This window comes from Lachnoclostridium phytofermentans ISDg, from assembly GCF_000018685.1.
GTDB classification, from domain to species: domain Bacteria; phylum Bacillota; class Clostridia; order Lachnospirales; family Lachnospiraceae; genus Lachnoclostridium; species Lachnoclostridium phytofermentans.
Genome location: NC_010001.1, coordinates 3,844,983 through 3,858,807, shown reverse-complemented (window position 1 = coordinate 3,858,807; position 13,825 = coordinate 3,844,983). Strand labels below are relative to the sequence as shown.

Sequence of the window (13,825 nt, the reverse complement as noted above, 5' to 3'; positions counted from 1 at the left end):
TGTGTTACTTATACTTGGAAGTATGAATTGATAATATCGGTTTATTTTACAATTGGAAGTAAAAAATAAAATTACTTTATGCTTGAGAAGCATTAAAACGTATGATATTTGGCCCATGAAGGCGCTTGTATTCGCTTGGAGTACATTGCTTCTGTTCCTTAAATATTCGGTTGAAAGTTGCTAGACTGTTAAAGCCAGAATGCATCGCAATTTCAGTGATGGTTAGGTTAGGGTCAATAAGTAATTTTTCTGCATGCATGATTCGTTGCTTATTTAAATAATCGTAGTAAGAGATACCTGAAAACTCTTTAAACAAACGCATAAAATGGTACTTGCTAAAGCCAGCTAATTGTGCCAGATCATCCACGTTAATAGGTTCGGTACAATGTTCATTAATATGGGTACATACCATGAGAAATTTATCGATATATTCATGTCGCTTCGGACTCTTTGTATTCGGAAATTTCTTTTCTGAGGTAATATAATTCCGACCTAAGATAACAAAGAAATTTACGAGCATAGAATAGATTGCCGCCTCTTTTAATGGGGAGTCTCCAAAATATTCATCCATAATTCTAAGCATAAGGCTATGAAGATTATCATGAATATCAGGCATTGTCTCATTTGTAATGAGGGTACATGGATGGAACATATGAAATACGGAGTCAAATCCAGTTAAGTTATAAAGTAAGGAATAATCAAATTGGAAGATAATACGTTTCCCCTTAGTTGGAGCATAGAGTTGGTGAAGCTCACCGGAAGGTAGCAGTATAATATCGCCTACCTCTAATTCGTGGCGTATATTATTTACAACAACCTCATATGTATTTTCAATTGGCATAATAATTTCTGCAGCAGTATGCCAATGAATCGGGTAATCTTCGTATTCTTCATTTAAATAAAGTCGAATACCGATATTCTCATCATATGAAACTGTTTCTCTGGTTCCGTTTAGTATAGCTATCATAGATGCTCCTCCTTAATTATATTAATAAACTTCAATTAATCATATGTTGCGATAAGTAAAATAGAAAAAAATCTATTAGTTATGTACAAATATTAGTTCTGATATAAGAAAAAATCGTGCAATTTAATATATTAAGTATAGTGCATTCTAAAAATATTGTAAAGAGAAATTGGATAGTAATAGCATTATTTGATTAGAAAAATTTTAACATATTAAATAATAGCATTATTTGAGGAAAATAGAGCAAAAATTAAGAAGTTTGCTAATGGTTCATGAAGTATAGTTGGTTTATAAGTAATCGAAATATATAATGTGTATAGGATAATGAGTTTAGGGTTCTGTGTGAAAGAACAAACTTCTTACACACAGAAGTTTGTGCCTGCGTCGACCTTGGTACAAAGAAACTGCTTACAAAGAAGGTTTATTAAGAATGGAAGAAGAAGTAGTATTAACTTTTAATATAAAAAAAGGAGATGGAACAATGGGGTTTGAAAAAGCTTGGTTAAATTACTATAAGAGTGATAATCTTGCGATGCGAGATTATTTTACAGTCGTTACATACAATAAAGACGACTCTATTGTAAAAAGTGCGGTCTTAGAATTAACAACAGCAGCAAAAGAGCTATTTTCAATCGATATCGAAAGCAGCCTTTGTGATATGAAATCAGATGTTGATAAAACGAGAAAAGGGATTCATTTTCAGATTGGTGATAATAAAGATCTAGAAAATGAGGGATATCGTATTTCGTTAGCAGACGAGATGCTATTGATAGAGGCTTACACCTCAAATGGTATTCTCTATGGAACTTTTGATTTGATTCGTAGCACCATTCTTGGAGCAGATGTGCATTCCTTCAATAGAACTATCTTTCCAAAGAATCCTCTTCGAATGTTAAATCATTGGGATAATATGGACGGTAGTATTGAAAGAGGTTATTCTGGTAATTCTTTCTTTTTTGAACATGGTGAAGTTATTGTAAATGAACGTACTAAGGCCTATGCAAGACTTGTTTCCTCCGTTGGTATAAACGCAGTTGTGATAAACAATGTAAATGTCCGTGGTACAGCAACTAATTTAATAACAAATCGCTACATAGATAAATTAAAACAAATCGGTGAAATTTTTGCTTCTTATGGAATTAAGCTTTATCTTTCTTTAAATTTTGCGGCTCCAATGGAACTTGGTGGTTTAACTTCTGCTGACCCACTCGACGAGGAAGTACGTCTTTGGTGGAAGAAAGAAGTGCAATTATTATTTAAAGAAATACCATCCTTTGGCGGATTTTTAGTTAAGGCGGATTCAGAAGGAAGACCAGGGCCATTTACTTATCAAAGAACCCATGCAGAAGGTGCCAATATGTTAGCTGAGGCAGTAAAACCTTATGGAGGTTTGATTATCTGGAGATGTTTTGTGTATAACTGCAAACAGGATTGGAGAGATATGAAAACCGACAGAGCAAGAGCAAGCTTTGATAACTTCCAATCATTAGATGGTGATTTTGCAGAGAATGTAATTCTACAGGTGAAAAACGGTCCGATGGATTTTCAGGTTAGAGAACCAATATCACCTTTATTCGGTGGTATGAAGAAGACAAATCTGATGCTTGAGGTTCAGATAGCACAGGAATACACAGGTCAGCAAAGACATGTTTGTTACTTGATTCCGATGTTTAAAGAAATCTTAAAGTTTAGAACTTATTGTAAAGAAGAAAATGATACGGTATTCGATATCGTTAGTGGCAACACTTATGGCAATAAAAACGCTGGAATGGCAGCAGTTGCAAATACAGGGAATGATGATAACTGGACTGGTCATGACTTGGCAGCAGCGAATCTCTATGGATATGGTAGACTGAGTTTTGATCCTGATTTAACATCAGAGGAGATAGCAAAAGAATGGATCACCTTAACATTTGGCATGAAGGAGCATGTTATAGATTATATATCCAAAATCCTAATGATGTCCTGGCCAGCATATGAGAAATATACTTCTCCGCTTGGTATTGGATGGATGGTAAATCCTTCTCATCATTACGGACCTAATGTTGACGGGTATGAATACGACCGTTGGGGAACCTATCATAAAGCAGACCATACAGCAATTGGTGTAGACCGAACCAAGAATGGAACAGGATACACAACACAGTATCATCAGCCAAACCAAGAGCTCTATGGAACACCTGAAACATGCCCAGAAGAGTTGCTTTTATTCTTCCATCGCATTCCATATACCTATCAGTTAAAGACAGGTAAGACCTTAATCCAACATATCTATGATTCTCATTTTGAGGGAGTAGAGGATGTGGAAGAGATGGTTAAGTTATGGGAAGAACTAAAAGGAAAGTTGGAAGAAGTACCATATCACAGGGTATTGCATAGATTACAGGAACAGCTGGAACATTCGAAGGAATGGAGAGACGTGATTTGTTCTTATTTTTATAGGAAGACAGCGATAGGGGATAAAAAGGGGAGGGAGTTATATTAATATATTGTACTAACAGGGTTTACAAAAAAATATTAGTGGGATAAAACCCGCTAATATTTTTTTGCAGTTTATGAAAGAAATAACTTTCTTTCATTAGTAAAAAAATGAATATATTGACATTTTATGTAACTATGATATGCTTAAATATAAGGTAGTTAATATACTATTCTTTACCCCAAAGTGCTGGGATTTTCTAATTACCTTTGCTTATATTATTAAAATGACATTATCTAATATTAAAATAACATTATCTAGAGTTATAAAATAGATTATTGAATTCAAAGTGAATCACTAGAAGCATTTAGATTTTATATTTAATAAGATATATAATACAAAACGATATATAAATTCAGAAGGGGAGATTAATAATGGGTTTAGCAGTTTATGCTTACTTAGGTATACTAGCAGCAATAGTACTCTATATTAATACTGTTACAATAATAAAAAAAGTCAAAAAAGATGAAGATACCGCTGTTAATACAATTTTCGGGTGCATGTGTATGTGTTTTATTCTTATAGCAATTTTCTCAATTTGCGGTAAATAAGATAGAATTACTAACATTTCAATACATAATTCCGATATTGATTACTTAGAAATCATCATTATCTGTAACCATGAAATTTTGATCTAGTAACGGTGACATCACATATTACAGTGGTAGTAATAAAATGAAGTATAACGTTGTGGGAATAAGGGAGGATGTAATGAAGAAAAAAATTACATGTATTGTATTGCTATTGAGTTCATTGTTAATAACATTAAGTGGATGTAAGGGCTCATCTTTTACTAAGCTAACAAATTTACCAGAAGTCATGACGCTTTTAGATAAAACCAGGAGCGAAGTGAATCAAGTCCTAGGTACGGAATCAAAGAAGTTTAAAGAACATTCTAGTTTAGGTAAACTAGTAATGGTAGCTAATGGGAAAATTCGGATTAACAATGACCTACAGACAGAATACCTTAACTTACTTTACAAGACGGAAGATGAGGATGCTAAATTATCATCCATAGACTATGTTATTTCGTATTCTAATTTGGATGATGCACAACGGATATGGGACTGGATTTACTCACAGAAAGTGGATTTAGAAAAACACTATAACCGTATCGCTGATTTTAATGATGGCCTTAAGATAGAGCAACGTATTTCTGAAGAAGAGCTAAATAATAAGGAATCCTTTTGGAAAGAATGTTGGACATTTGATGTGGATGGAAGTGATAAAAAAACATCATCAAATTTCTTATTGCTATACCATTAGGGTAGTTGAATCTGAAATAATAATAGTTTTGGATACGACTGAAGCTTATGATAATACAAAATATGATTAATTTCATGAATAAAGAATTCAAAAATTCTCGTCTTGAAACCCTATTTTGAAGTGAACCCCTTTTGTTAGACCAAAAGACAATGTCTAATGAAAGGGGTTATTTTTATGTCTTAAGTCCGCTAAACTGTAAAGCAAATACTTTATTCCTTCCACATCATCTGATATTTTTTCGGTGTAATTCCTTTGTATTTTTTAAATGTTTTTATAAAGTAACTAAAGTCATTAAACCCACAACGAAATGCAATATCGGTTAGCGTATCTTCTGATTGACTAATCTGATAGCAAGCTTGTTCAATCCGATAATAATTCAGATAATCGATTGGAGTTCGATTGGTATACTCCTGAAAAAATCGACAGAAGTATTTTGGGGAGAGTCCACATTCCCTCGATAGCTCCTGTAAGGTTAGTGGCTTTGCATAATCGGTCACAATGAGTTCTAAAGAGGCTTTTAACTGCTCAATGGCTTTTTGAGATTTTAGATCGTATTCCTCTTCCTTACTGTAATATTCGTTTTTCTGTAAGGCTGCAAAAAATAATAACAAAGAACCTAATATAGATAGTTCATATCCTTCTTCTTCTGATCGGATTGCATCAAACATCGTAATTAAAGGAGATGTAATGCATGTCTTATTATGTACTGGATAAATACTAATCTTTTGGTGCGCTATTTTTCTAAGGAATGTATCGGTTAGAAAACTTCTCTGTCGTAAGATATTAAAATCAAATACAATACATTCATAGGTACAGTCTTTTGGTGAACCTCCGTGTAGTTTACCATCTTTAATAAAGGCAACATCGTCCTTTTTAAGTAGATATTCTGTTCCCTCAAGAAACAGCCTAAACTCTCCATCCAAAATCCGAATAATTTCATATTCGATATGCCAATGGAAAGGCATCTCATACTGCGGATGTGTATGGTCCACATAGTGATATTCTATTGGAAAATCTACGGTGCCTCGTTGCCTGCACTCATGATATCTGATGTCCTGCATAAGAACCCTTCCTGTGAATATTGTTATATTTTTATGCCATTATAACACAAGATTACTTCTGCGTAAAATATTATAATGAGGGTAGTGTGAAGAGAATTTCTAAGGCGCCAAAAGACGCCGCCTAAGAAATTCTAAGACTTCACACTAGAAGTTTGTGCCTGCGTCGTCCTCGGCACAAACTTCCGGCCTACTACTAAGCAGGCATGGCCTACTAAAATACATAAACAAAAATTTTAAATCATAAAAAAGGAGGAAGTTACATATGGCAAAAAACAGATTAATTGGGGAGTATCCGATTATCGGAATCAGACCAACCATTGATGGTAGAAGAGGATATCTTAAGGTGAGAGAATCCTTAGAGGAACAGACAATGGGAATGGCAAAAGCAGCAGCTAAATTATTTGAGGAGAATCTTCGTTATTCGAATGGAGAACCGGTAAAAGTTATTATTTCGGATACCACCATCGGACGAGCAGGAGAGACTGCAGCTTGTGCTGAACAATTTAAAAAAGCAGGAGTTGATATCACTTTAACTGTTACACCTTGCTGGTGTTATGGTGCAGAGACAATGGATATGGATCCAATGACAATCAAAGGTGTTTGGGGATTTAATGGAACGGAGCGTCCAGGTGCTGTTTATCTTGCATCGGTATTAGCAACCCATGCTCAAAAAGGTCTTCCTGCCTTTGGGATCTATGGCCATGATGTTCAGGATGCGGACAACAAAGAAATTCCAGAGGATGTTAAAGAAAAATTACTTCGTTTTGGACGTTCCGCAGTAGCAGCAGCAACCATGAGAGGAAAATCCTATCTTCAGATTGGTTCTATCTGTATGGGTATTGGTGGTTCTATTATTGACCCAGCATTTATTGAAGAGTACCTTGGAATGCGAGTTGAGTCTGTCGATGAGGTAGAGATTATCCGCCGTATGACAGAGGAGATTTACGATAAAGAAGAATATGAAAAGGCACTTGCATGGACGAAGGAGAAATGTAAGGAAGGATTTGATAAGAATCCAAGTGAAGTTCAAAAAAATCCAGAACAGAAAGATAAAGACTGGGAGTTCGTTGTGAAGATGATGTGTATTATTAAGGATTTAATGAACGGTAATGCTAATCTGCCAGAAGGCTGTGAAGAGGAGATGTCCGGACATAATGCAATAGCAGCAGGTTTCCAGGGACAGCGTCAATGGACTGACTTCTATCCAAACTGCGATTTCCCAGAAGCATTACTTAACACCTCTTTTGACTGGAATGGTGCAAGAGAGCCTTATATTTTAGCAACAGAAAATGACGTATTAAACGGTCTTGGTATGCTATTTAGTAAACTATTAACGAATACAGCACAAATTTTTGCCGATGTTCGTACTTACTGGAGCCCAGAGGCAGTAAAGAAAGCAACTGGTTATGACCTTGAGGGAGTAGCGAAAGAATCTGGTGGAATCATTCACTTAATTAACTCTGGTGCTGCTTGCCTTGATGCTTGTGGTGAAGCAAAAGATGCTTCTGGTAATGGCGTGATGAAACCTTGGTATGACGTAAATGAAGAAGATCAAGAAGCAATCTTAAATGCAACTACATGGAATGCTGCTGATAATGGATATTTCCGTGGTGGCGGATACTCTTCAAGATTCTTAACTACAGCGCAGATGCCTTGTACCATGATAAGATTAAATCTTGTTAAAGGACTTGGTCCAATGTTACAGATTGCAGAAGGTTACACAGTGAAACTTCCAGACGAAGTATCAGATACTCTATGGAAGAGAACAGATTATACATGGCCATGTACTTGGTTTGCTCCAAGAACAACAGGGGAAGGTGCATTTACGACAGCTTATGATGTTATGAACAATTGGGGTGCTAATCATGGCGCGATTAGTTATGGACACATCGGAGCAGATTTAATTACTCTTTGTTCCATGTTAAGAATTCCAGTAGCAATGCATAATGTCCCAGAGGAGAAGATTTTCCGCCCAGCTGCATGGAATGCTTTTGGAATGGATAAGGAAGGACAGGACTATAGAGCTTGCGCAACTTATGGTCCAATGTATCGCTAATTCATGGAAACAGGGAAAAATGTCTTAGCCATTGACCTTGGAGCCTCTAGCGGAAGAGCGATACTCGGAAGTTTTGATGGTAAACGAATTAAGTTAGAGGAACTGCACCGGTTTTTAAATGAGCCGGTGCAGTTAAATCAGACGTTATATTGGGACGTATTACGTTTGATGCATGACATAAAAATTGGACTTCAAAAAGCATCCCAGGTTGACTTTTACAGCGTTGGAGTCGATACTTGGGGTGTTGATTTTGGACTTTTAGATGAAGATGGAAACTTGTTAGAAAATCCGGTACATTATCGCGATAAAAGAACGGAAGGAATGTTTGAACTTGCGTTTTCTAAATACGATAAAGAAAGGTTTTATGAACTGAGTGGAAATCAGTTTATGGAGATTAATACTGTATTTCAATTGCTTTCTCTTAAAAATTCAAGACAAAAGTTATTGTCACAAGCGAAATCACTTCTATTAATGCCTGATTTACTGAATTATTTCTTAACCGGTGTGAAAGCAAGCGAATATACAATTGCCTCTACCACCCAGATGCTTGATGCTAGGGAGAAGGTTTGGTCAAAGGAAATAATTCATTCGCTAGGATTACCAGAAGACATTTTAACAGAAGTTATAGAACCAGGAACAGTTCTTTCTCCGATTCGGCCAGAAATTCTAGAAGAATTAATGATCAAGCCTGCCAGTGTGGTAGCAGTTGCCGGTCACGATACACAGTGCGCTATGGTGGCCGTTCCTGCTATCGAGGAAGATTTCTTATTCATCAGCTGTGGTACTTGGTCTTTATTCGGGACAGAACTTTCAGAACCGATAATTTCTGAAAAGTCTAAACAGTATAACATGACTAATGAAGGCGGTTATGGTGGGAAGATTTCTTTCTTAAAAAATATTATTGGACTTTGGTTGATTCAAGAAAGCAGAAGACAGTGGGAAAGAGAAGGATTAAATTATACTTTTTCTGAGCTTGAGAAAGAAGCACAGAAAGCGATTCCATTTCAAGCTTTTATTGATCCAGATGCACCTGAATTTGTTGCTCCTGGCAATATACCTGAGAGAATCTGTGATTACTGTAAGAGAACAAATCAAAGCATCCCAAAAGAAATTGGTGAATTTGTTCGTTGTATCAACGAAAGTTTGGCAATGAAATATCGTTATGTGATGGAGCAAATTGAGGATTGCACACAGAAAAACTATGACACGATTTATCTGGTTGGTGGTGGTACAAAGAGCCGTATGCTTTGTCAGTTGACTGCAAATGCGTGTAACAAGAAGGTAGTTGCAGGACCAACGGAAGCAACTGTTTATGGAAATGTTGCGCTTCAATTGATTGCGTTAGGTGAAATAAGTGACTTAACAAAAGCCAGAGAATGTATTCGAAACTCCGAAGATATGATATGTTATGAGCCACAAGAGATAGATAAGTGGTCGGAGGTATATCAGAGATTTTTAACTCTCTGTAAGTAATTGTAATATCGATTGGTGGTACATATTCATTAAAAGAATAGGTGTATCATCATTAAATAGATGTGTTGTTAGAAGAACATAATGATAATAAGAAAAAAATTTCATAAGAAGTGTTAGTGTTCACTACGAGAATAATTGGAGGGCAGTTATGTTAAATAAAATACCTAAAATTTTATCTCCAGAATTATTAAAAGTGTTATGTGAAATGGGACACAGTGACAGAATTGTGATAGCGGATGGTAATTTTCCTGCACAATCCGTTGGGAAAGATGCGATTGTAATACGATGCGATGGCCATGATGTCCCAAGTCTCTTAAGTGCTATTTTAACTGTATTTCCTCTAGATACCTACGTTGATAAACCGGCTTTACTAATGGAAAAAGTTCCGGGTGATACGGTGGAGACTCCAATTTGGGAGGAATATAAGAAAATTGTTGGCCAGTTCGACGAACGAGGAGAAAAAGCGATTGGTTCGATTGAAAGGTTTGCATTTTACGAAGAAGCGAAAAAAGCTTATGCCATTATTGCAACTGGGGAAAAAGCCCTATATGCTAACATAATTCTACAAAAAGGTGTTGTAGTCGACGGAGAATAAAAATTTTCTTTAAGAATAACGCCAAAAAAAGGTAAAAATAAGTGGACATATTAGGAGGATGTATTATAATATTCTTAAACAAATGTCCGGAACATTTAAAAATAAGTGATATAAATTGTACTAGTATTGCACCGCATTGCGAATATCCGCTTTGACTATAAATTGTGAATACTGGTAACGAATTTGTAACACAGCATGAATTAGGAAAAAGCACACCGGCACAAAGCCTTGGTGTGCTTTTTGAGTTCATGAAAGATTATAACGTCTCCTTTGAATAAACCGAAAGATGATTATTTCATCCTAGAATGGAGGTATCTATGAATGAAACGATAGCAAGAGTGCAACAAATGCTAAGTTTAGAACAATTTCCACGATCGTCTGCCTATGATATTGAATGGGTCAGCGAAAATGAAATGGGTCCTAACGCTATGTGGTTAGCTGAGTTTTTATCTGAGAAAATGCAGTTTAGTAAAGGAATGAAAGTACTTGACTTGGGCTGTGGAAAAGGGTTAAGTTCGGTGTTCTTAGCAAAAGAATTCGGGGTTAATGTGTATGCTACAGATTTATGGATTCATACCACAGATAATTTCCTTCGTATAAAAGAAATGGAAGTAGAAGATCTTGTAACTCCAATCCATGCGGATGCAATGAAACTTCCTTTTGCTAGAGGATTCTTTGATGCTATTGTGAGTTTAGATGCTTACCATTATTTTGGGACGAATGAAATGTATCTGGAAGAAATCTTATCTTATCTAAAACCGAATGGGCAAATAGGTATTGTTGTTCCGTCTGTATTGAAAGAATTCCATGATGAAATCCCGGAGTCAATAAAGCCATATTGGGAACCTTATCTGTATACGCACCATACACCAGAATGGTGGCGCAAATTATGGGAACATTCTGACCAATTAAAGGTTGAGGTAGCAGATACGATGCCGAATGGATATGAAAATTGGCTATTATGGGATAAAACATTAAAAGATGCTGGGATGTTGAGGAGAAGTGGGGATGTTGAGATGCTTCTTGCAGATGATGGGATTTTCTCTTTTTGTAGAGTAGTCGGGACTAAGTTTTAATTGTTAGTATTCATATAAAAAAACCGTATTTGGATTTATTCCTATCGATTTTGAAACTTGTGTGATATGATGAAAGTCTTCATTTAACAAACCCCTCCATTTACGACTAAGCTGAAAGATAAAAGCCTAGTAGCAAATGGAGGGGTATTGTTATTATATCTTGTACTAGGATAATTTCCTAGACTTCTCAGCGCAGACTTTCATTGCCTCCATGATACTGCTTCGGAATCCAGTCTTTTCTAAACTTTGGACAGCATCAATTGTAGTTCCTCCAGGAGAACATACCATATCTTTTAGAGCGCCTGGATGCATACCTGTTTCAAGAACCATCTTTGCACTTCCGAGTACGGCCTGAGCAGCAAAACGATAAGCTTTATCTCTTGGCATACCTTCAGCAACAGCAGCATCTGCCATTGCTTCTATTAAGATAAAGACATATGCAGGTGAACTACCGCTTACTGCAACTACAGCGTCCATTAGGTGTTCTGGAACCTCTTCAGCAATACCAAAACCACGTAAAAGGTTCATAACAAGGGTAAATTCTTCTTCCGTCACCTGATCATTTCGACATACTGCTGTAATACCTTCGGAAACTAATGCAGGGGTGTTTGGCATAGTACGGATTAATTTTAAGGTACGTTCAAATAAAGACTCTACCCTTTTTAAACTTTGTCCAGCTGCGATAGTAACTATAATGGTACTTTTCTTTATATCTTGTGCAATTTCTTTGATCACAGTCTCATAAAATTGAGGTTTCACAGAAAGAAAAAGTACATCTACACTTGTTGCTACAGTTAGGTTATCTGAGGTAGTAAGAATACCTAATTTTTCTTCCGCATTTTTAAGTGATTGTAATGAGGCGTCTGATGCGATAATATCGGTAGCCTCTACGATATGATTATTTATCATGCCACTAATCATAGCTGTTGCCATATTGCCACAGCCAATAAATCCGAGTTTCATGTTTGGTCCTCCTAAGATTTCATAATATCTTGTAGATTGGTAAATAACGCAGAATACTTCTTTATTTTATCGGAATGAATTCTACTTTCTTATTTTTATTTACTATTATACCATATTCGTAAGCTCATATAGTAAGCAGCGCTTTGCGCTTATTATGTGTACTCAATTTGCGGTATTTTTGTGCGCTCACTTTGCATGGCTAGTATAATGTCTATCGACATTATACCATAATTTCCTGTATTTCAAAGGGAATTCTTTTGACAAGGAAGAAACACTTGACATCAAAAAATGAAGGTAGTATAGTAGTAAAAAATGACATTATTAAGGACAAGCTCGTGAAGCGTACTTTTTCTCGTTTGTCGAAAGGGGTGAACAACATGATAAAAAATCGTACATATATTGACTCAGAATGTTTGTTGTTCACAAGTGGATATCATTTTGCTATAAACCATTCTTAACAAGGGATGATGGATTAGTGAATGTAAGAGGAACGACAGCATTTCTGTAATTTTCAGAAGTGCTTTTTTAATATATGCGAAGTTGCTCTGCAATTAGCTATACATTAAAACCATCAGGGATACGCACTCACCCTGTGGGTACGGCAGAGAGAAGTGTATTCGCCAAGATAAAGTCTCTTCGTCTGAAGATAGAACCTGAGAACCTAGATTGGTGAAGCCATTTATTCTATAATTATATGAATATGAGCTATATGAGGAGGTATTTGTATGGGAAGTAAGAATAAAAATCAAGTGGATTTAAGTCAGATATTTAAGTCAAAAAATGCGAATTCCTTTACAGGAGCCAATGGAAAGAATAGTAATAGTAAAGGACGAAATAATCAAGTAATTAATAAAAGCTCCGTTGGAGTAAGAGGACAGTCAAAATAGAACCAAAGCTCAAGTGTATAATATTGGGCTTAGGGACACATGGTCTATTTATTATGAAGAAGTATTTAGAAAAGTATAAACAACAAGCTGTTATCAAAGGAAATGAGATTGATAACAGCTTGTTGTCTTGTAGGAGAAAGAAAGTTTTATCTTAATATTCTAATAAATTTGATTAATCTTCTAAAATGGATCCGTCTGTTCCAATTACAGTTATTTGCCATGGAATAAACTTTCCGCTTGCTTGTAGAGCTTGTTTTACAGCCATTTCAATACCTCTGCAGCAAGGAACTTCCATACGAACTACATGAACACTCTTAATATTATTATTTTCAAGTATTGCAGTAAGTTTTTCGGTATAATCTACCCCATCAAGCTTTGGGCATCCAATCAAAGTGATACGATTCTTCATAAACTTGTTATGGAAATTTCCATAAGCATAAGCTGTACAGTCTGCTGCAATTAATAGATTTGCTTGCTCAAAGTAAGGTGCATTTACGGGAACTAATTTAATTTGAACTGGCCATTGGCGTAAATTACTCTCTATTTCGATATCATGATCCATTGCAGTGTTATGGGATAGAACTTTTGCTGCACTAGAAGGACATCCACATGGCTTTGCTTCTTTTGAAGTCTCATTTTCTAATTGGTTATTACCCATTGATAAGGTATCCATATGTTTCTGCACTGCTTCTTCATCAAAAGCTAAAGTATCTCTTTCCTCAAATGTTATAGCTCCGGTAGGGCATACTGGCAGACAGTTTCCAAGACCATCACAATAATCATCACGTATTAACTTTGCCTTTCCATTTATAATAGCGATAGCGCCTTCTTTACAGGCATTAGCACATAATCCACATCCGTTGCAAGCATCTTCATCAATTCTAATGATTGTTCTAATCATAATATTCCTCCCAAAATATATGCTATAAATCGTTATACGTAAACTTGAAATATGTTATGTATATAATATAAGTTAACAAAATAAAAATGTCTGTTGTAAAA

The 13,825-nt window shown here is 35.8% G+C and carries 12 protein-coding genes; 8 read left to right on the top strand and 4 right to left on the bottom strand.

Going from position 1 to position 13,825, the window contains the following annotated elements:
- Positions 1–76 precede the first annotated feature (76 nt).
- On the bottom strand, positions 77–967 hold the full coding sequence (locus CPHY_RS16380; RefSeq protein WP_012201165.1) for an AraC family transcriptional regulator: 891 nt from the start codon (positions 965–967) through the stop codon (positions 77–79).
- A gap of 430 nt (positions 968–1,397) precedes the next feature.
- On the opposite strand from CPHY_RS16380, the gene CPHY_RS16375 reads away from it, so the two are divergent.
- The 3 genes from CPHY_RS16375 (at position 1,398) to CPHY_RS16370 (ending at position 4,712) form a co-directional block, all read left to right on the top strand.
- Entirely contained in the window at positions 1,398–3,452 is a 2,055-nt protein-coding gene (locus CPHY_RS16375) for an alpha-glucuronidase family glycosyl hydrolase (protein ID WP_012201164.1), read from the top strand.
- 368 nt (positions 3,453–3,820) lie between these two features.
- Complete coding sequence (locus CPHY_RS21865; RefSeq protein WP_157668746.1) at positions 3,821–3,997, top strand: hypothetical protein; 177 nt, start codon at positions 3,821–3,823, stop codon at positions 3,995–3,997.
- A 160-nt stretch (positions 3,998–4,157) separates the two neighbouring features.
- Positions 4,158–4,712, top strand: coding sequence for a hypothetical protein (locus CPHY_RS16370; protein ID WP_012201163.1), 555 nt, complete (start codon positions 4,158–4,160; stop codon positions 4,710–4,712).
- 209 nt (positions 4,713–4,921) lie between these two features.
- Here CPHY_RS16370 and CPHY_RS16365 read toward each other — a convergent pair whose 3' ends face one another.
- A complete protein-coding gene (locus tag CPHY_RS16365; RefSeq protein WP_012201162.1) occupies positions 4,922–5,773 on the bottom strand; it encodes a helix-turn-helix transcriptional regulator in 852 nt (283 codons plus the stop codon).
- Positions 5,774–6,035: 262 nt separating this feature from the next.
- On the opposite strand from CPHY_RS16365, the gene CPHY_RS16360 reads away from it, so the two are divergent.
- The 4 genes from CPHY_RS16360 (at position 6,036) to CPHY_RS16345 (ending at position 10,973) form a co-directional block, all read left to right on the top strand.
- A complete protein-coding gene (locus CPHY_RS16360; RefSeq protein ID WP_012201161.1) occupies positions 6,036–7,829 on the top strand; it encodes an L-fucose isomerase in 1,794 nt (597 codons plus the stop codon).
- Between the two features lie 3 nt (positions 7,830–7,832).
- Positions 7,833–9,302 (top strand): rhamnulokinase, encoded by a 1,470-nt coding sequence (locus tag CPHY_RS16355; RefSeq protein ID WP_012201160.1) that lies wholly within the window; start codon positions 7,833–7,835, stop codon positions 9,300–9,302.
- 148 nt (positions 9,303–9,450) lie between these two features.
- Positions 9,451–9,897, top strand: a complete 447-nt coding sequence (locus tag CPHY_RS16350) for an RbsD/FucU family protein (RefSeq protein ID WP_012201159.1) — start codon at positions 9,451–9,453, stop codon at positions 9,895–9,897.
- Between the two features lie 317 nt (positions 9,898–10,214).
- Positions 10,215–10,973 (top strand): SAM-dependent methyltransferase, encoded by a 759-nt coding sequence (locus CPHY_RS16345; protein ID WP_012201158.1) that lies wholly within the window; start codon positions 10,215–10,217, stop codon positions 10,971–10,973.
- A gap of 165 nt (positions 10,974–11,138) precedes the next feature.
- Here CPHY_RS16345 and proC read toward each other — a convergent pair whose 3' ends face one another.
- On the bottom strand, positions 11,139–11,936 hold the full coding sequence (proC, locus tag CPHY_RS16340; protein WP_012201157.1) for a pyrroline-5-carboxylate reductase: 798 nt from the start codon (positions 11,934–11,936) through the stop codon (positions 11,139–11,141).
- A gap of 725 nt (positions 11,937–12,661) precedes the next feature.
- Between proC and CPHY_RS21860 the strand changes: the two genes are divergently transcribed.
- Positions 12,662–12,823 carry a hypothetical protein gene (locus CPHY_RS21860; protein ID WP_157668745.1) on the top strand — a complete coding sequence of 54 codons (162 nt, stop codon included), beginning with the start codon at positions 12,662–12,664 and terminating at the stop codon, positions 12,821–12,823.
- A 172-nt stretch (positions 12,824–12,995) separates the two neighbouring features.
- Here CPHY_RS21860 and CPHY_RS16335 read toward each other — a convergent pair whose 3' ends face one another.
- A complete protein-coding gene (locus CPHY_RS16335; protein ID WP_012201156.1) occupies positions 12,996–13,724 on the bottom strand; it encodes an ATP-binding protein in 729 nt (242 codons plus the stop codon).
- Between the last annotated feature and the right edge of the window lie 101 nt (positions 13,725–13,825).